The 17,933-nt window shown below is 41.0% G+C and carries 19 protein-coding genes; 5 read left to right on the top strand and 14 right to left on the bottom strand.

Translation table 11 applies throughout. The features are described 5' to 3' along the window. Positions 1–157: 157 nt before the first annotated feature. From hemN to I8J31_RS11130, 3 genes are read left to right on the top strand one after another with little or no spacing between them, the layout of a single operon-like run. Positions 158–1,528, top strand: coding sequence for an oxygen-independent coproporphyrinogen III oxidase (gene hemN, locus I8J31_RS11140; protein WP_199468636.1), 1,371 nt, complete (start codon positions 158–160; stop codon positions 1,526–1,528). Positions 1,529–1,545: 17 nt separating this feature from the next. Further along, positions 1,546–2,307: a fumarate/nitrate reduction transcriptional regulator Fnr gene (gene fnr / locus I8J31_RS11135; protein WP_199468635.1), complete on the top strand. Its 762-nt coding sequence runs from the start codon at positions 1,546–1,548 to the stop codon at positions 2,305–2,307. Positions 2,308–2,333: 26 nt separating this feature from the next. Next, a complete protein-coding gene (locus I8J31_RS11130) occupies positions 2,334–2,876 on the top strand; it encodes an adenine phosphoribosyltransferase (RefSeq protein ID WP_199468634.1) in 543 nt (180 codons plus the stop codon). A 77-nt stretch (positions 2,877–2,953) separates the two neighbouring features. Here the strand turns inward: I8J31_RS11130 and I8J31_RS11125 are convergent, their stop codons facing one another. The 4 genes from I8J31_RS11125 to I8J31_RS11110 form a co-directional block, all read right to left on the bottom strand. Then, entirely contained in the window at positions 2,954–3,523 is a 570-nt protein-coding gene (locus I8J31_RS11125) for a YfaZ family outer membrane protein (protein WP_199468633.1), read from the bottom strand. 10 nt (positions 3,524–3,533) lie between these two features. Then, entirely contained in the window at positions 3,534–4,370 is an 837-nt protein-coding gene (gene ttcA, locus I8J31_RS11120; RefSeq protein WP_199468632.1) for a tRNA 2-thiocytidine(32) synthetase TtcA, read from the bottom strand. A gap of 105 nt (positions 4,371–4,475) precedes the next feature. Continuing rightward, the gene (locus I8J31_RS11115; protein WP_233402713.1) at positions 4,476–5,015 is read right to left on the bottom strand and encodes a SprT family zinc-dependent metalloprotease; all 540 of its coding nucleotides are present in this window, start codon (positions 5,013–5,015) and stop codon (positions 4,476–4,478) included. Then, on the bottom strand, positions 5,009–6,772 hold the full coding sequence (locus I8J31_RS11110; RefSeq protein ID WP_199468631.1) for a RecQ family ATP-dependent DNA helicase: 1,764 nt from the start codon (positions 6,770–6,772) through the stop codon (positions 5,009–5,011). The genes I8J31_RS11115 and I8J31_RS11110 overlap by 7 nt, the downstream gene beginning before the upstream one ends. A gap of 93 nt (positions 6,773–6,865) precedes the next feature. On the opposite strand from I8J31_RS11110, the gene I8J31_RS11105 reads away from it, so the two are divergent. After that, entirely contained in the window at positions 6,866–7,510 is a 645-nt protein-coding gene (locus tag I8J31_RS11105; RefSeq protein WP_199468630.1) for a YecA/YgfB family protein, read from the top strand. Positions 7,511–7,553: 43 nt separating this feature from the next. On the opposite strand, the gene I8J31_RS11100 is transcribed toward I8J31_RS11105, so the two are convergent. The 7 genes from I8J31_RS11100 to I8J31_RS11070 are packed head-to-tail and all read right to left on the bottom strand — an operon-like array spanning position 7,554 to position 15,215. Then, positions 7,554–8,705 (bottom strand): SpoIIE family protein phosphatase, encoded by a 1,152-nt coding sequence (locus tag I8J31_RS11100; protein ID WP_199468629.1) that lies wholly within the window; start codon positions 8,703–8,705, stop codon positions 7,554–7,556. Between the two features lie 11 nt (positions 8,706–8,716). After that, positions 8,717–9,019 carry an STAS domain-containing protein gene (locus tag I8J31_RS11095; protein ID WP_199468628.1) on the bottom strand — a complete coding sequence of 101 codons (303 nt, stop codon included), beginning with the start codon at positions 9,017–9,019 and terminating at the stop codon, positions 8,717–8,719. A 14-nt stretch (positions 9,020–9,033) separates the two neighbouring features. After that, entirely contained in the window at positions 9,034–9,354 is a 321-nt protein-coding gene (locus I8J31_RS11090; RefSeq protein WP_199468627.1) for a BolA/IbaG family iron-sulfur metabolism protein, read from the bottom strand. Between the two features lie 12 nt (positions 9,355–9,366). Continuing rightward, on the bottom strand, positions 9,367–12,783 hold the full coding sequence (locus I8J31_RS11085) for an SbcC/MukB-like Walker B domain-containing protein (protein ID WP_199468626.1): 3,417 nt from the start codon (positions 12,781–12,783) through the stop codon (positions 9,367–9,369). A 9-nt stretch (positions 12,784–12,792) separates the two neighbouring features. Beyond that, a complete protein-coding gene (locus I8J31_RS11080) occupies positions 12,793–13,443 on the bottom strand; it encodes a DUF4194 domain-containing protein (RefSeq protein ID WP_199468625.1) in 651 nt (216 codons plus the stop codon). Continuing rightward, positions 13,443–14,834 carry a Wadjet anti-phage system protein JetA family protein gene (locus I8J31_RS11075; protein WP_199468624.1) on the bottom strand — a complete coding sequence of 464 codons (1,392 nt, stop codon included), beginning with the start codon at positions 14,832–14,834 and terminating at the stop codon, positions 13,443–13,445. Before I8J31_RS11075 ends, I8J31_RS11080 begins: the two co-directional genes overlap by 1 nt. Continuing rightward, entirely contained in the window at positions 14,835–15,215 is a 381-nt protein-coding gene (locus I8J31_RS11070) for a sirohydrochlorin chelatase (RefSeq protein WP_199468623.1), read from the bottom strand. A 198-nt stretch (positions 15,216–15,413) separates the two neighbouring features. On the opposite strand from I8J31_RS11070, the gene I8J31_RS11065 reads away from it, so the two are divergent. Beyond that, the gene (locus I8J31_RS11065) at positions 15,414–16,304 is read left to right on the top strand and encodes a TIGR01777 family oxidoreductase (protein WP_199468622.1); all 891 of its coding nucleotides are present in this window, start codon (positions 15,414–15,416) and stop codon (positions 16,302–16,304) included. Here I8J31_RS11065 and I8J31_RS21105 read toward each other — a convergent pair. From I8J31_RS21105 to I8J31_RS11050, 3 genes are read right to left on the bottom strand one after another with little or no spacing between them, the layout of a single operon-like run. After that, entirely contained in the window at positions 16,301–16,810 is a 510-nt protein-coding gene (locus tag I8J31_RS21105; RefSeq protein ID WP_199468621.1) for a DNA topoisomerase family protein, read from the bottom strand. The genes I8J31_RS11065 and I8J31_RS21105 overlap by 4 nt on opposite strands. A gap of 6 nt (positions 16,811–16,816) precedes the next feature. After that, positions 16,817–17,197 carry a hypothetical protein gene (locus I8J31_RS11055; RefSeq protein ID WP_199468620.1) on the bottom strand — a complete coding sequence of 127 codons (381 nt, stop codon included), beginning with the start codon at positions 17,195–17,197 and terminating at the stop codon, positions 16,817–16,819. A gap of 9 nt (positions 17,198–17,206) precedes the next feature. Further along, the gene (locus I8J31_RS11050) at positions 17,207–17,932 is read right to left on the bottom strand and encodes an HAD family hydrolase (RefSeq protein ID WP_199468619.1); all 726 of its coding nucleotides are present in this window, start codon (positions 17,930–17,932) and stop codon (positions 17,207–17,209) included. Position 17,933 lies beyond the last annotated feature (1 nt).

Here is a 17,933-nt window from a genome sequence, read left to right as displayed (position 1 = left end):
CAACATTAGAACAAATCGCATGCAATGAGAAAAGCACACTCTCAATAAGTATTTTTTATAGTTTTATAGGTAGAGCACATAAAACCTTGATCTGAGTCAGAAAACGTTGGGTCGCTAAGGGATAGAATCCTATTAGAAATTTTAATAGGAAGACATCATGATCTGGGATTCAACCCTTATCGCTAAATATAACTTAGCAGGCCCACGTTATACTTCGTATCCAACTGCCCCGCAGTTTGATGCAAACATAAGCAAGATCGCATTGATTGATAAGATGCTTGCTCCGGCTACCACTCCGATTAGTCTGTATTTCCATGTCCCCTTTTGCGCTCATCTTTGTTATTACTGTGCTTGTAATAAAATAGTCACTAAGCAGTACGATAAAGGTGGAGAGTATGTAGAGTTGCTGGGTGAGGAAATGCGCCTAAAAAGCCTTATGCTAGATGATTCTCGTCCTGTTACTCAATTACATCTAGGGGGTGGAACCCCTACATTTTTATCCGAACAACATATTGCTGATTTATTCAGCACTATTCGCCAATATTTCAAATTGGTGAATGATGGTAGCCAAGATTACAGTATAGAGATTGATCCAAGAGAGATAACCTCCTCTAAACTCAAGTTACTTGTCGAACTGGGCATCAATCGAATTAGTATCGGGGTGCAAGACTTTGACAGTCAGGTACAAGAGGCGATTCATAGGATTCAACCTATTTCTATGGTTGAAAAGCTGGTTCGAGATGCTCGTCAATTGGAAATAAAATCCATTAATTTTGACTTGATCTATGGTCTGCCTTATCAATCTTTAAAGGGGTTTAAAGACACACTTGATAAAGTAATAGCCTTGTCCCCTGAACGTATTTCTGTGTTTAACTATGCTCACCTTCCCGACCGTTTTAGGGCTCAAAAACGAATCCTTGATGAAAGTTTACCCTCACCAAGTTTAAAGCTTGATTTGCTAAAAATGAGCATTGAATATTTGGTTGCGGCGGGGTACGAATACATTGGCATGGATCATTTTGCTAAGCCGAATGACAGCTTAACTCAAGCGCAACAGCAAGGGCGGTTACAGCGAAATTTCCAAGGCTATACCACCCATGCAGAAACCGACTTAATTGCTTTTGGTGTATCTGCTATTAGTAATTTAAATGGTGTTTATATACAAAACCACACGGATTTATCCTTGTATCAAAACAGCATAGAAAACGGTCAACTTGCCATCTCTAAAGGTTACATTAGTAATCGTGATGACAGAGTTCGACACCAAATTATAATGACTCTTATTTGTCATTTTGAGCTAAACTCTTCAACCATTGAAAGTATTCATAATATTCATTTCAAAAGCTATTTCGAACAAGAAATCGATAATTTGAGATCAATGGCTAAAGATGGCATGGTTGAGATAGAAGATAATGGTATGCAGACTATCATTAGAGTTACCGAACGAGGCCGTTTACTTATTCGTTGTGTTTGTATGGTATTTGATAAACACATAAGTAATTCCATAAAACATTCAAAAGTTATATAGGATCAGGGAGATTCAATATGTCTATCACACACACAGCACCACGATTCACCAGCACTTTAACATCACAATGCCAGAGTTGCAGTTTGAGTGCTTTATGTCTTCCTATTGCCTTAGCCGATGAGGATATTAATCGATTGGACCAAATTATCGAGAGGAAAAAACCACTCAAAAAAGGCGAAGTTTTGTTTCGTCAGGGCCAGTCTTTTGACTCTGTCTATGCGGTTCGTACTGGAACCTTAAAGACTTTTAATATTACCAGTTCTGGGGAAGAACAGATTACTGGTTTTTATTGCCCAAGTGAGCTGCTTGGACTTAGTGGCATTGATGGCAATGTTTACCCTGTCTCAGCAAAAGCATTAGAGACAACTACCGTTTGTGAAATTCCTTTTAGTCATCTGGAGGATTTGTCTGCTCAAATCCCCTCTTTAAAGCATCAAATATTTAAAGTAATGAGCCGAAAAATTTCAGACGACCAACAAATGATGGTATTGCTGGGAAAGAAAAATGCCGATGAAAAAGTAGCGTCTTTTTTATTAAATTTATCAAACCGTTTTAAGAAGCGCGGTTATTCAGCCACTTCCTTTAGACTCTCTATGTCTCGTGGGGAAATTGGTAACTACCTTGGCTTGGCTGTAGAGACGGTCAGTCGTGTCATCACTCGTTTCCAAAAAAATGAGATGATTGAAGTGGATGGTAAAGAAATTGCGATTGTTGGTCTAACAGAGATGCAAAAACTAGTTGGGGTAGCAAGTGATTGTGATAAAATAAAAAACATTTGATCCCATCACAAAGGTGCCACCAAACCATGCTTTACGATGATTTTTACGTTAAGTCACTCATTCAAACTATTGAAGATTGGCCTGAAGAAGGCATAAGTTTTCGCGATATTACGCCTATTTTCAGTGATCCGAAAGGAATGCGAATGGTCGTCGATGCTTATGTACATCGCTATATTGCCAGCGATATTACACATATCGCTTGCATCGATGCTCGGGGATTTTTAATTGCAGCGGTACTTGCCTATGAGTTACAAAAACCACTTATTTTAGTTCGTAAGAAAGGCAAGTTGCCCGGTAAAACCATCTCGCAAAGTTATAAGTTAGAATATGGTGAGGCGGAATTAGAAATTCAGGAGGGAGCGACGCAAGAAGGTGATCAAGTCCTACTATTTGATGACTTAATTGCCACTGGAGGCACCCTATTCGCTGCAATTAAACTGCTTACAAAACAAGGGGCTAATATTAAAGAAGTGGCCGCTATCATTGATCTACCGGATCTAGGTGGAAGTCAGAAATTAAGGGACAGTAATATTCCTGTTTATAGTCTCTGTGCTTTTGACGGTGATTAATAAAGCTTTGCATTCAAGACATAAAAAAAGGTGGCTGGACCACCTTTTTTTATGTCTTTTTAGAACTGAGTTTGAGACTAAAAATCGACGCTTGCGCCAATAGAAAAGCCATGATCTAGTTCTTTTCGACTCTCATTTGCATCATCGAATACGACAACCATTTTACTATAACGAATGTAGGCTCGGGCATTACGCATCGTCATATATTCAAGACGAGCCTCATAATTATACACGTGATCTGCATTACTGATTGTCAGTATTTGGGGAGAATAGTAACCAGAGGCATAAAGGCTCAAGCGATTGGCTTGTGGGAAAGTGTAGCGATACCAGCCCCCTACCCCAACAGCCGCACTTGTGTCTCTTCCTGAATCTCTATCTGTATCAATCGCATAACCTCTCAGCCCGATACCAACAGCAAGAGGTCCGTTTGCCTCAGCATCTTCAACACCTAGCCCCATAAATACATAAGATGTGTTGTCACCTTCATCATACATACCACCAACACTAACTGCGGCCTTATCTATGTTAAGTGTAACAGCAGCATTGGCCTTATCATTGGTTAAATTAAGATCGGCACTTGAAGCAAGTACCCAAGAAGAGCTCAAAATACCGGCGGCTATAAGCAAGGCTTGTTTTGTCTGCGTCATTATTAATATCCTATAGTGTAATAATATTAAGTCGGTCAAAAGCATCTTCTGTCTGCTTCAAACCTTTAAAATCAAATAACTCTGTGTCTGCTAAATGAGATGGTACTACATTCTGTAATGCGGTAAACATAGTCTCTGTTCTACCTGGGTATTCTTTTTCCCATTTATCCAACATATCTTTCACAACTTGTCTTTGTAGGTTCTCCTGAGAGCCACAAAGGTTACATGGGATAATAGGATACTCTTTTATAATAGAAAATTTTTCTATATCGGTTTCTTTACAATAGGCAAGAGGTCTAATAACAACATGTTTGCCGTCATCACTAAGCAATTTTGGTGGCATAGACTTTAGCTTGCCACCAAAAAACATATTCAAAAATAAGGTTTCAAGGATATCGTTTCTATGATGCCCAAGTGCAATTTTTGTAGCGCCAATTTCTTCAGCAAACCCATATAGGGAACCACGTCGCAACCGTGAGCATAAACCGCAGGTTGTTTTACCTTCTGGCACAAGCTCTTTTACGATACTGTAGGTGTCGCGTTCAAGAATATGAAACTCAACACCTTGTTCTTCTAAATAAGCGGGTAAAATATGCTCCGGAAAACCCGGTTGCTTTTGATCCAAATTAACAGCAACTATACTGAAGTTAATAGGAGCACTTGCCTGTAGATTGCGCAAAATTTCTAACATGGTGTAGGAGTCTTTGCCACCAGATAGACAAACCATTACTTTGTCGCCATCTTCAATCATGTTGAAATCAGAGATGGCTTGGCCTGTTAACCTACGCAGGCGTTTTTGAAGCTTATTTAGCTCCAATTTTTCTTTAGGTCGATTAGATAAATCCATGAAATACACGCTGTAAACGAAATGCGGCTATCTTACTATAAGGGTAAAAAAAATACAGGAAATAACCCATTAGCCGTCTTAAATTATAGTCAAAACTTACAAATATTACTTAGTGTTTAAGATTTCTATAGAGAACTTAAGTGATGACTGGCATAGCTTACAGATATATTCGGTGCCTTTTTGTGCTTTGCTATGTCGTCGCTTAGTAAATTGATGTGTTTGGCATGCACAATGGTACTCAAATGCTTGCTTTGGAGGGGGCACTTCAAATGTATGTGTTCTATTAGGGGAAAGCCCAAAAACTTTTCTCATTACTGCCTGCCACTCTTTGCCATGGGGCTTAACATTGAGACCATATATTTGATAAACAACCATATGGGCAACTTCATGAGGAACAACAGATTCTAAAAAAGCTTGCGGGTTTTGATTGTACATAAAAGGATTAAACCGGATTTGGTTCTTATGTAAATGAGCCGTGCCGGCGGCACGCCCTCTTTGTGAAAAGTCACAACTAGAACGTCGAAATCGGCTTTTAAAAAAAGTATCGGCCTTATCAAAGCAAATGGATACCTGCGTTGATACAGCATCAAGGGGGGACATTTCTTCCCCCCCTATTTTTAACATAAGCTGCTGGTTGGCTAACATGCCGTTTCCCCCACTTTATGCTCTTCGTTATGTATCACTGAGATTAATGATTCTGCAAAGTGTGTAACAACGCCTTTCGAGAGACCTGTGAGGCGACTTAAAGATGCCACAGACGTCGGCTGATGTTGATAGATGAGCCTGAGTTGACTATCACTTAAAGGAATTTCATTATGCGCCTTTCTCCAACGCATTATCCTATGCCAACTGGCGGTATCAATCGACAATAATGCTTCATTTAAAGTCGGATAATAACGTTCTTGCGAAAGCAGTATCTGCCTCTCTCCTTTTAATAATGACCGAGACTTCTCATTTAGATTTATTGTAAAAAAATTCGATTGATCGATGCTAATAAAATCATAGGCAATCAAATAGCGAATAACAGACTTCCATTGGGCTTCTGTTAGTTCCTTGCCTTTACCGAATAAACTTAAAGATTCGGCATTTATCTTACTTATGGTTTTATTTTTTTTACCTAATAAAATTTGAATTAACACACTAAAAGTCTGAATGCCTTTTGTATGGTAAATAAGAGAGAGTATTTTTTGCCCTGCAATAGTCATATTTTGTTCGGCAACAGGTGATAAGCAACGATCGCAATGGTTACAAGAAGCAATATTCTCGCCAAAATGAGCCAAGAGGTTTTTACGACGACAGCCTCTCCCCTCAAGTACTTGAAAGAAACTGTTAAGACGATTTTTGGCCTTTATGCCATGATCCGTTTGCAGCAAGTTGAACTGCTGAGCTTTCAGCATATCTTGTAGACCATATAATAAAAGCGCTTTCGCTGTTTTTCCATCGCGGCCAGCTCGACCGATTTCTTGAAAATAGGATTCTGGGCTATCGGGAAGGTCGAAGTGAACAACAAACCTTACATGAGCAATGTCCATACCCATCCCATAAGCGGTTGTAGCAACCATAATGGTGCCACTCTCCTCGACAAAGGCCTTATGGTTTTGTTGTTTCTCTGTCTCAGACATTGCGGCATGGTAGCTTAAGCTTGAAAAACCTAATTGACACAACCAAGTCGCTAGCTCTTCTGTTTTGTTGCGGGATCGACAATAAATAATGCCTGTTTCTCCAGGCGCTTCATAATGTAGGAAATGCAAGATTTGCTGTTTCGCTTTACGCTTCTGGGCAATATGAATTTCTATATTTGAGCGATCAAAGCTTGTTTTTAGCACAAGGCAATTATTAAGCCTTAAGGAGCTTTGTATGCTTTCTATGGTGTTTTTATCAACGGTGCCGGTTAATGCAACAATCGGAGTTTTGGGGAAGTGATTTCTCAATTGACCCAGTTGACTGTATTCAGGCCGAAAAAAGTTGCCCCATTGAGCAATACAGTGGGCTTCGTCAATAGCAAACAAAGAAATATCAAAGCTGTGCAGAAAGCCAATAACAGAAGGCTGCACTAGTTTTTCGGGAGATAGAAATAACAGGTCCACATGGTGATGACGCAAAGCCCCAATAAGATCGTCTTGTTCTCCGGGGTTTAAAGTGGAATTAAGAAACCTTGCTTGTATGCCTTTTCGGTTAAGCTCTTCAACTTGTTGGGACATAAGCGCGAGTAAAGGGCTAACAACAACCGCTACGCCGTTACGTAAAATTCCTGCTGCTTGATAAACATAAGACTTTCCCCCACCCGTGGGTGCTGCTAATAAAACATCTTGTCCTGAGCATAGGGCATCGATGGCCTCTTCTTGTAATGGCTTATAATCGCTATAACCTAGACGGGAAAGAATATGCTGCTTTGAATTCATTTGCGAATTATCTCCTAACAAGTCATGTTGTGCATCGATTTTTAAGCTTCTTTTCGCTAAAATTGCCCCTTATTCTGTATTTAGGAAAATCCCATGGCACACCAACCTCTTGATGACCTTGAACTAGACACCTTAGAAGCATTTTTAGAGTCAGATCAAGTTCATGAGGAATGTCAAAATTTTGTAATGGCTCATGGTTTTCTGACCGCCTTATCTATTTGCCCTGCTAGCATTGCAGATGAGCAATGGCTTCCTGTTATCTTTGAAGATACTCCGACCTTTGTCAGCCAAAAAGAAGAAAAACAAATCCTACAGTTACTTGCCCGTCTTTTTGTTGATATAAAAAAAGAATTGGAATCAGAAGATGGCTTTTTAATGCCCTGTGAACTTGAAATGAGTCACACACCGGAAGAGCTTAGTGAGTTACAAGAGTGGGCAACAGGCTTTATGGAAGGGGTTTTTATGACCGAAAGCCATTGGTTTGAATCTGAGAAAGAAGAAGTGATCGCTGAGCTATTGCTTCCTATTATGGTCGCTTCGGACCTATTTGACGATGAAGAAGTTGTTCAGATACGTTCAAATGAGAAGCTAACCCATTCTTGTATTGCTCAAATCCCTGAGGTCTTAACAGATCTGTTTTTGGTATTAAGAACGGAGCCTGAAAAACGTCCAATGCCACACAAAAATAACACTTCTAAAAAATCACACGGTAAAAAAGGCGGCAATAAAAAGCGCTAATAAAGCCGAGTTCACACTAGAATTTTCCTTATAATAAAACACGCTAGTGTGAATTCGTGTTTCTGAGGGCAACTAAGGTAATGTCATCCAATTGAACTGAACTGCCTCGGAAGTCAGACAACTCCATCTCCATAACTTGCTGAGCTTGAACTAAACTTTTTGCACCATAACAGGATGATACCAAAAATTCAGAATGTGCGGCTCCTAGCATTTCATTTTGACCATTTTTCAATTCCAACACACCATCTGAAACAATAACTAAGGTGTCTCCTTTATTTAATTTATCTTCTCGAGTATCCGACTCAAATTCCGCCGTAGGCAACACGCCTAGCGGCATATGAGTAGATTGTAGTTGATCCAATTTGCCAGAATTTCTGCGTATAAATGCATTAGGCATTCCTCCACCCCAGTAGTGCAATTCACCGGTAGGATACATAAGGATTAAATATGCCGCACAAAACATATAGTCAGGTAAAATGCTAAATAGCATGCGATTAATACGTATTGCTAATTCATCAAGGGAGATGTGCTCATCAATTGCGTCAAAAAAAGCTTGAGTGACGGGTAAGGCACCAATAGAAGCGGGTAAACCATGGCCTGTAAAGTCCCCAACAAAGGCAAGACGAACACCGTCTGATCGCGTTTTAACCAAGGCCAAATCACCATTGAAGCTAGCCGCAGACATGCGTGTAATTGCCACCCAATTACGATTGTTTTCACTGCGATTCTGGATATGATCCAATACTTGGTGAGCCATTTCATGTTCGCGTTCTATCATGGTTTGATAATAGGTTAATGCCTTATTTTTACGGTACATTTCCTGCACCAACTCAACATGTCGCATATGAGTTTTAAGGCGAACGTTAAAAAGGACCTCGTTAAATGGTTTGGGAATAAAGTCATCAGCACCAGATTTAAAACACTTATTCATAGTGGCATCAGATGAGTGAGAGGTTAGAAATATCATCGGAACAAAACGGCTACCTGACAAGGCTTTAAGCGCCCTTACCAGATCTAAACCACTGCCACCTTGTATGACAACATCTAAAACAACAAGATCGGGAAGCCAACCGGTAAATATAGACATCGCCTCTTGAAAGGTTGATGCCGTCCTTACTTCAACGTTTTCTTTTTCCGCGCATAGGGTCACTATCTCGCGATATACAAGCTCGCTGTCTACACACAAAAGCTTCATCGGAATGGCCTTTATTGAATATCAAAGCGTTTATCAAAGCGCGAAATCATTAAAATATTTTTAATGAATTCATTGGCTCCTTTTAACTCTATAACACATTCAGCTCCAACTGCATTTCTCATACTTAACAACATACCTAAAGCCGCACTATCAAGGTACTCAACTAGACTCATATCAACTATATAAGCGTGAGATAAGCCAATATAATCAGAATAAGCGGCTCGAAAGTCATTAAATAATGAAAAATCAAAACTGCCTATAATGGCAATTTCAATGGTTTTTTGTGAATCATGAACGGTAACTGAAATACTCATATTAATCTTAAGCGTTAGGACAAAAGTCCTTTTTCGCCTCCATGACAGTTAGGTGATGAGGGGGCTAATTCTTCACGAGACAACCATTCTTTCTTTGAATACAAATGCATAGCCAAAGCATGAATTTTTGCCATTTCTTCAGCTAAAACTTGATAGACAAACTGATGTCGCTGAACCAATCGCTTACCTTCAAATACATCGGATACCAGCACCAGCTTAAAATGTGATTCGCTTCCTTCAGGTACATTATGCATATAACTTTCATTGTCGAGAGTCATATGAAAAACGTCAATGGCATTTTTAAGACGATGATCAATTTGCTGCTGTATTATCATGCTTATCTCAACCTATGCTGGGCTTAATAAGTTATCTGCTTGGCCATTTAGCAATGTTTGACCTTTTTCTTTCGGATAGGCTACGTCGATAGACACAGCACCACCTTCTCGCCAAACACTGATAATGGTATCCATGTTCGCCGCCATGACGGCGCGTTTGTCATCAGGGGCCGCGGCAATAACCTGTAAGCCGATGTCTTTCATGAACCCCATACAAGTAGAGGTTTTCACCATGTCTATTTTATTAAAAGCTTCATCGAACATAGCCAAAGAGAACCCCCCTACTATGTCCCCATCCATGGTTTCATGCAAACGGTAGGTAGTCGATAAAGCAGCGGCAATCGCTAAGTAGAATGGAATCTGATGTTCGCCACCCGATCCCGTTTGAATACGCTGGCTCAAGGTGGTTTTCTTATTGCCTTCCGAATCCAATATATCTACTTCAAAATTATAGAATTTCCGGTAATCGGCCAAATCCTGCTGCTTTTCTTCATCCGAAATCAAATCTTGAATGGCTGCAATCGCTCGCGCATGTTCTGGGTCATCGCTCAAATGGGGGTCAAATAATCCGCCCACATTAGCTTGGTCTTGAGCACTAAAGCGTTCAACAAGATCCAAAATGTCCTTCATATCGCCATTTGGATAATAACGGAACTGATATATCTCTTGGTTAAACGGGCGACGTTTAAGGCTGTGATTTAATTCGCGAATAATATGCGCCACCTGGTCTAAGGAATCCTTCAGTTTAGACACATAGTCCGAGCGGAAGGTTTCTTCTGCTTCGCGACGAGCCAACTCTGCGCGTTTAGCGTACTTGGCCAGTTCGGTTTCACTGAGCACTTCTATTTGGTAAGAAACATAGTGCTCGAATTCTTCAAATTTAGACTCTAGATAATCTAATTGCACATCGTCATCTAGATTGGCTTGGTGATATTTGCCGTAATGATCGGCGACTTCTTTGCGAACCTTTTGGTCAAAGCTACGAGCTTTCTCGCTGGCTTTTTCAGAACGACTAATGGCTTCCTTATAAATGGCGGCACCATTCACCATGCTGCTTTCTAATAACGCATAGCGCTCACTAGCAAACTCAGCATCGTATTTCGGATTAGAGGTAAGTCGATTGCGCTCTTCATCTAGTGCCGAAAGAGCGGAACTCAATTGACTCTTCTGAGTATTCAAAGCGCCAAATTGCTCTGCTATCTGCTGACGTTCTCTGTCTAGCTTTTTCTGTTCAAGCTCAACGCTCGCAATTCGTGCTTTCAGTTCTTCAATGCGTTCTTGTAATTCAGTGTCATCATGCTTGTGCAGTTGAGCAATTTCCGTTTCAACCATTTCTAATTCTTGAGTTAAACGAGTCACCGCATGACTGGCATTGCCAAGACTTTCCACATCGAACTGATTACTTGCCATAACACGACCAAGCAAATTATCAGCTTGTTCAAGGCGTTGATCAGCTTTCAAGTAGTTCATTAACTCAGTACTTAAGGTCGCTAATTGTTGCTCTCTAGACTCACGCATCCCCTCAGTATTGATACCCACCATCATGTGGGGAGTAAAACGAATCGTTGAAATAGTGCCAGACAGTTTTAACATGCCATCGGCCGTCATAGCACTGTCTTCACGTAATAATTCACGTTCCGTTTCAACTGGCTTAATGCCACCTAAGCGACGATTTAAATACGCTTGAGCATGATCATTGCTACAACGAATAAAGCGCAGCGCCGATTTATGATCACCGCGGTTCAACCAAAGACGTGTCTGGGTTGTATCAATCACTCGACAGCCCATTAACTGGCGACGGTGGGCACGAAATATACGTATTGCCTCTTCCGCATCTTCTGGTTCAACAATAAGCGCTTCACGTTGAGCGCCCAGATAACCTTCAATGGCATCTTGCCATTTACGGTCTGTCACTTCAGCCAAATGGCTCAATGGCGTTGCAACAATATTGGCATCATCCAATAAAGCAATTAAGCGTTTAGTGTTTTGAGAGAGTGGACTAACACCACCTTTAAGAGAAGACACATCCGACTCAAGTTGCTTACACTCATCCTTTAAATTCAAGATGGTACGGTTCAATTCAGAACGCTGTCTAAATACTTGCGACTTTTCTTGGTCAAGCGCCTCGTTAAGCTCACTCAGCTTTTGCGTCAATGGTTTGAGATTACCCTCTACTCGACCATCCTCTGAAATCAGATTATTAAAGGCTGAAAAGTCTTTCACCAACTGATTAACGTCTTTTGATAGCAAGTCCTCAAACGACTGAAGCGCTGAAAGCAAAATAGTAAGTTGTCTAACTTGCAGAATCGCTTTCTGATCTTGCTGTCCCTGTAATACTAATAGCTTTTTATTTTGCTCAAGCTGCTGAAGCTTTAAGCCCACATCAGAATGCTCATATTGTTGTTCTAAACGAAGCAGCTGACTCTGTAGCTGCTTTAATAAACTACCTTGAGTTGCCAACTCTTCTTCAATTTCTTCTTCACGTTCTTTCTGTAATTCGTATTGATCTTGAATGTCGTCTTGCTTACTGCCTAGTTCATCAAAGCGAGCTTCCGTTGCAATCCATTGATAATTGATTGCACCTTGTTCTTGCTGATGCTTTTTTTCACAGTCTTGCTGTATTAACTTAAGGTCATCAATACGTTTAGAAACTTCTAGGGTTTTTGCTTCAAGGTGGCGGTATTCATGGAGAGATTTTTGATAGGCGCCAACCTTTAACGGCGCTTCAGCCAAGACAAAGTCCTGAACAAAACGAGTTGGGGAAGCAATCGGGACAAATTTAAGGGCATTCTTGAAGTTCTTCAAAAAGCTATCAAGGGTAATTAGTTGATCTGCACTTGGGCTTAACTCTTCCAAATAGCGATTAATATATTGTGTCGCAGAAGCACTGCCTGATTTTATATAAGGGTCTAAACAGATTTTCTTCATCGTCTCACGGACTTCGATCCAGGGCTTGGCTTGATAACTCTTACCTTCCATTGCATCGATAAAGTCGCTCTTTCTTACGCCGTAATTTGGTAAGACAAAACGACCAAGGATATCTTCTTCCGGAGAAGCCAAAGAAGCACTCAGGGCTAATCCTACTGTGGACTCTTTACCTGTGGTGCTGTCTTCGAATACTAAGCCCAAATAGCTAATGGCATCTTGACGAGGCTGAGTGCCAAATACCTTTGCATTCGCTTGACCTGAATCTATCATACCCAAAATATAAGAGCGGATACTACGACCGCTGGCTTTACCATCGTTGGCACTGGCGTTGTAATTAAGATGACGTTTACTCGCGCCAGTCAATACCGTTTGGATCGCATCCAGCAAGGAAGATTTACCTGACCCGGTAGGGCCGATAATCGCCGTATTGCCACGAATATTAATTTCTTCTGCACCCAGTAGGTACCAATTTATCAATACGATTCGATTGAGCTTTTTCATATTTTAGGCCTAGTCCTGAGTGGTTTCTTGTGCTAACTCTAGATTTTGCTCCGAGTCCGACTCTATGTCATCTTCGTCTGGGTCCGTACCATTAAATGACTCTAGCTGCCTTAAATAAGCTTCTGTCACAATGAGGCGCACTACAGGGGTGATATTAATCATTACATTCTTGCTGTCCTCTTCATAGGACTTACCACGAATCAAAACACCATGACGGCTTAGTAAAGCTAATATGTCTTTGAAGCGAGTTTCACTTGGAATCTCACGTTTCACCAGCTGAACGTACCGATCTAAAATAGTGTGGGTATTGGTTGCAACAAAGCCATTGTCCACTTCAAAGTTTTCAATTTTTTCTTCATAAATTTGACGCAGCACAAGTAAAAATAAAGTTTCGTCCGCTTTCAAACGAACAAAAGCCTCCCGTTGAATAGGTAAGACGCCAGCTAAACGCTCATTTTCATTGATATAGAGCTTCATGCCTAATGCATCAAACAAGTTACTAAAGTAATCCTGATAGGACTCAACTAGCAGATAATGCTTACGTTGCCCGTGCTTGTAGGCACTGGCAAATTGATTCGCGATAACAAAGTTTGCTGTTTGTTGAAACTCTTGGGCATCTTTGCCGGATTCCTCAACCACTTTTTTTAGCTCTTTAAGCATTACGCCCTGCTCCTACGTACCACATTGAATTCGCGGCATTCAACAAAATTATGCACATCCAAAAACTGGTCGGTAAATTGTATTTCAAATGAATTTTCGATCTTTTTTGCACTAACCCCAAGAGAGCCCACATAACGTAAATGATCAAAGCAAACAAAGTCTTCCACCGACTCTATGCTGAAATCAAGAATGTGCTTATCGTCTTTTGTCTCCATTTGACGTTCTAAATAGCTCTGTAGTTTAGGAATGGTAACCTGACGAGCCTCATGGAAACGACGTTGCTGATCTCGAACTTTAATTGCTTCAGCAGACACTTCTGTTGGTGTCATAATACGCGGTGGCGGTGGCTCTCGGCGTTTTGTGGGTTGGGCTGCGGATTCCATGCCAACAAACTTGGCACCTATTACCTGCTTCAATACTGGTAGGCTATCGAATTTTGCCACATCAGCAATGATCCCTGCGACCTTATTCGCCATACCAGGACGAGAGCTATCCATATAACGGGCCGTATCGGCAGCACGCTTTTCCAATCGATAGCGATATTCATCAATGCGCTCTAAACGTTGCTCGATATTGCTGAAGGTAAGAATAATGTCCCGGCAGTCTTTTTCAACCAAAGCTTGCGCTTCGGCCATACTAATCAATTGTTGGTCCATATAACACTGAGCCACCTGCCCCATGGTTTCTGGGTTGCTTAGAAACTCTTGTGCGTGCTCTAGAATTTGTCGACGAAAACGAAATGGGTTGTTACTGGTTTTAATGGTTTTATAGTCGGCAATCAAAATACCTTCGACAAACAGGTCAAAGAAACCAGCAACAATCGCCTTAGGGTCACGGCTAGCAAACAACTCTTGTTGCAAACTACGGATACCCAATAATATTTGGTTGAGGTGCGCAGAGAAATCTCGTGAAGCTTCTGCCGATTGGCTTAAGGTCACCCCACGTTCTTTAGGGTGCTTAGCCACTGATTCAAGGTTACTTAGTATACTCAGCACCGTCGCGCCATAATTTCGTTTACCATGGCTGCTAATTTCAACTAAAGAGCGTAACAGCATAGAGATCTGCGGCGTCATTAAAACGCTCACACGGTAGAGTTCCTGCTCTTCTACTAGCCAGCCTGTATTGACCAAACGATGGTAAATACGTAGAGCATAATCATGAATGGTTTTAGGAGAATCAAAGGACTCCTTTTGTTCTTCTTGCCACGATAGAGTATCCAACTTATGAAGCGTATCCTCTATCGATTCTATAATGGTTGACTTGTCTTTTATTGGGTCTTCGGCATGGTCATAAAACACTTCAGCCAGATCATATAAGACCGCTTCTATTAATATTTTGTTGGAGCCACTTAGCGCCTGAAATATTTCATCAGGGAGATGCTTAAATAACATTTATTCAACCTTACCAAGATATTTAGCAATAGCCATTTGCATAGCTTCTTTGACTGCAGCGTCGTCCCCAATAGGAGGAAGCAAATCAATTTGTAAACGGTCAGTTTGTAATGCTTCTATCTGTGCTGGTACATCCTGACGTAGGTGACGACCCACAGCGAGAAAAAGAGGTAACACGGCGATTCTAGTTATTTCTTTATCAAGGCTTGCAACGGTTTCTTCTAACGTCGGTATAGTCAGCTCCATAAAGGCAAGGCTGACATTGTTAGCCCCATAAGACAAAGTGATTTGATTGTATAAAGACTCGAAGGGTTGTTTCCAAATAGGATCAGGACTTCCATGAGCAAGAAGTATGATGTGATCGTATTCTTTACGTAGCATTTTGATACCTAATGTTTCTAGTTACCCCATTCTAGCCATCCTACTTAAGAAAAAGAAGATCCAACCCCAAAAACTTTGAAATCTCTGCCACAATAATTGCAGATTATGAAAATATCACCTGTATTAATGGAAGCCCTTGATCCTATTTCACTTTTTCTACGTACCTAGGACAGTAGCTCATCACTCAGGATAGAAATTATGAAGATTCTCATTTCAGGAGCCACAGGCTTTATCGGCCAATCTCTATTGCCTGAATTGCTAAAATCTGGGCATCAAATTACGGCCCTAGTCAGGCAAAAAGATAATCGCCTAGATGATTCAATAAATCAGATAACGCTAGAATCACTGGACTCTCTTGATAGCCAAATGGATGCTTTTATTAACCTAGCGGGAGAAAGTATTGCGAGCAAACCTTGGACGAAGAAACGTAAGAAAACCCTCTACGATAGCCGTATTACATTAACGAATACCGTTAGAAAAAAACTGAAGCAAGCACCAAAACTCGTCATATCTATGTCTGCTGTTGGTTTTTATGGTGTATCGATCGACGATGTTTTCACGGAAAACGCAACACCGAGTGGTGGCTTTGCCCACGACCTTTGCCGTGATTGGGAAAACGCTGCGCAGACCTTTACTGAAGGGGCGTCTCGCGTGGTGATTTTTAGATTAGGTGTGGTGCTTGGAGCTGGCGGTGCGCTAGAAAAAATGCGTTTACCTTTTTTATGCGGTTTGGGTGGACCTATTGCCAGTGGCAAGCAATGGTTTCCATGGATTCATCAGCGAGATGTTATCAAAGGGGTTATCGCCGCGATAAACGATGACCGTTATATTGGTACCTACAACTTCGTTTCCCCTCAAGCCATTCAACAAAAAGATTTTGCCAAGCAGTATGCAAGAGCGTTAAAACGCCCTGCTTTTATGCCTATGCCGAAATGGGTATTGGATCTTGCTCTAGGTGAAATGGCGAGTCTATTAACCCATGGTCCTAAAATCATTCCTCAGAGGTTAGAGCAACAAGGCTTCCAATTTGAGTTTGCCAATCTAGATAAGGCACTTGAAGATATTGAACAAAAACATCAGATTTATTAGCGCTTCTTTCTCAAGACTGGGAGCCCCTTGTCGTCATTGAGTGTGTTGGTGCAATCTGGGTAAGTAATGCAGCCCCAAAAATAGCCGTTACGGCTTTTCTTACGCACCAGATAGTGGCCGCAGGAACGGCAAGGGTATTTCTTGGTGCTTGATGGTGTGCCGCTGCCATCTTCTACAGTGACCTTACAATCTGGATAGCTTGAACACCCCCAAAAAACATTATCTTTGAAGGCTCTTTTCCTTAACGGCGACTGGCAAGCAGGACACAGGAAGCGTTTTGCTCTAACCGGTTTTCCCGCTTCATTATTTGCTGTGTAGTCACAAGTTGGATAGGACTCACAACCCCAAAAAGCACCATTGGCACCTTCTTTCAGTTTCAGTAAGCTGTCACACTTTGGGCAACGATAGCGCACTTGTGCCGTTTTTATATGAGCATCATCTTGTTCTAGAAACTCCTGTTCCCAGTGACTAGATTTGCTTGGCTTATTATTCTCGTTATCTGGCACTGATGATTACTCTTTTCCTTTATAACAAGGTGCATGGTCTTCATTACATTTTTCCTTGTCGCTTTTCTCGTCACCAAGCTGGCGAATTTTTTCCATGCCCTTTTTAGCGCTTTGTGCCGTAGCTGCACCGGCTTCTTTCAGCACATCCCAAACAATAATTCCTGTTGCTTTAACATTGCTGGATGCTTTGCTACCTGTCTCAGACGCTTTTTCCCCAACAGCAGAGGCTTTTTCTGACGCTTTACCGACTAACTCAACGGTAGCTTCTTTGGCGTTCTTCCATAGTTCAACGGCGCTGTCCTTTGTTTTGTCGACAGCGCTTTCTTCTGCATACAACAAACTGGAAATTAAAATAAGAGAGCCAATAAGAAGCTTCATATATTGCATATTAAAACCTTATTTTTTAAATGACTGATCCAACCAATGAGTAAATTGAGAGATATTATCTAGCACTTCCAATTGAGGGTATTGCAATAGCACCTCTTTTTCGACCTGTTCATGATCCCAAGTACTGTGATAAGGGATATGCAAAGCATGAGCCCCTATATCTAAAATAGGTAAAATATCAGATTTCAAAGAATTCCCAACCATCAGGAAACTCTCGGGTAATATTTGATAGCGCTTCAGTATTTGCTGGTAAGTGTATGGAGTTTTATCGCTAACAATTTCGATAATATCAAAGTAATCAGCAAGCTCAGACCGAGTTAATTTTCCTTCTTGATCAAGTAAATCGCCTTTGGTAATTACCATTAAACGAAACTTCCCTTTTAGCTCTGCTAAAACCTGTTCCACTCCCGGCAAAAGCTCCACAGGTGAAGCTAACATCTTCCTAGCAAGCTGAATTATTTGATGAATTTCTGTACCGCTAATACGCCCTTCAGTAAGCTCAATAGAGGTTTCTATCATGGAGAGGGTAAAGCCTTTAATGCCATACCCAAAGTGCTGTAAATTTCTAATTTGAATGCCATTAAGATGAGAGCGTATGAAAGCCTCATCATGATAAGGTAAGAGCATCTCAATAAATTTATCTTGCGCATGAAGGAAAATTTCTTCATTTCGCCACAAGGTATCATCAGCGTCAAAGGCAATGGTTTGAATAGGGTTATTTCCTGTCGAACTCATA

The sequence above is a fragment of the Marinomonas transparens genome (assembly GCF_016463975.1).
GTDB lineage: Bacteria > Pseudomonadota > Gammaproteobacteria > Pseudomonadales > Marinomonadaceae > Marinomonas > Marinomonas transparens.
Note: the sequence above shows the minus strand (reverse complement) of the source record. Positions and strands in the feature narration are given on the sequence as shown.

Excerpts from the sequence above, each read along its gene's own strand:
- hemN (WP_199468636.1), top strand. The coding sequence starts at position 158 with ATGATCTGGGATTCAACCCTTATCGCTAAATATAACTTAGCAGGCCCA.
- fnr (WP_199468635.1), top strand. The coding sequence starts at position 1,546 with ATGTCTATCACACACACAGCACCACGATTCACCAGCACTTTAACATCA.
- I8J31_RS11130 (WP_199468634.1), top strand. The coding sequence starts at position 2,334 with ATGCTTTACGATGATTTTTACGTTAAGTCACTCATTCAAACTATTGAA.
- I8J31_RS11125 (WP_199468633.1), bottom strand. The coding sequence starts at position 3,523 with ATGACGCAGACAAAACAAGCCTTGCTTATAGCCGCCGGTATTTTGAGC.
- ttcA (WP_199468632.1), bottom strand. The coding sequence starts at position 4,370 with ATGGATTTATCTAATCGACCTAAAGAAAAATTGGAGCTAAATAAGCTT.
- I8J31_RS11115 (WP_233402713.1), bottom strand. The coding sequence starts at position 5,015 with ATGTTAGCCAACCAGCAGCTTATGTTAAAAATAGGGGGGGAAGAAATG.
- I8J31_RS11110 (WP_199468631.1), bottom strand. The coding sequence starts at position 6,772 with ATGAATTCAAAGCAGCATATTCTTTCCCGTCTAGGTTATAGCGATTAT.
- I8J31_RS11105 (WP_199468630.1), top strand. The coding sequence starts at position 6,866 with ATGGCACACCAACCTCTTGATGACCTTGAACTAGACACCTTAGAAGCA.
- I8J31_RS11100 (WP_199468629.1), bottom strand. The coding sequence starts at position 8,705 with ATGAAGCTTTTGTGTGTAGACAGCGAGCTTGTATATCGCGAGATAGTG.
- I8J31_RS11095 (WP_199468628.1), bottom strand. The coding sequence starts at position 9,019 with ATGAGTATTTCAGTTACCGTTCATGATTCACAAAAAACCATTGAAATT.
- I8J31_RS11090 (WP_199468627.1), bottom strand. The coding sequence starts at position 9,354 with ATGATAATACAGCAGCAAATTGATCATCGTCTTAAAAATGCCATTGAC.
- I8J31_RS11085 (WP_199468626.1), bottom strand. The coding sequence starts at position 12,783 with ATGAAAAAGCTCAATCGAATCGTATTGATAAATTGGTACCTACTGGGT.
- I8J31_RS11080 (WP_199468625.1), bottom strand. The coding sequence starts at position 13,443 with ATGCTTAAAGAGCTAAAAAAAGTGGTTGAGGAATCCGGCAAAGATGCC.
- I8J31_RS11075 (WP_199468624.1), bottom strand. The coding sequence starts at position 14,834 with ATGTTATTTAAGCATCTCCCTGATGAAATATTTCAGGCGCTAAGTGGC.
- I8J31_RS11070 (WP_199468623.1), bottom strand. The coding sequence starts at position 15,215 with ATGCTACGTAAAGAATACGATCACATCATACTTCTTGCTCATGGAAGT.
- I8J31_RS11065 (WP_199468622.1), top strand. The coding sequence starts at position 15,414 with ATGAAGATTCTCATTTCAGGAGCCACAGGCTTTATCGGCCAATCTCTA.
- I8J31_RS11055 (WP_199468620.1), bottom strand. The coding sequence starts at position 17,197 with ATGCAATATATGAAGCTTCTTATTGGCTCTCTTATTTTAATTTCCAGT.
- I8J31_RS11050 (WP_199468619.1), bottom strand. The coding sequence starts at position 17,932 with ATGAGTTCGACAGGAAATAACCCTATTCAAACCATTGCCTTTGACGCT.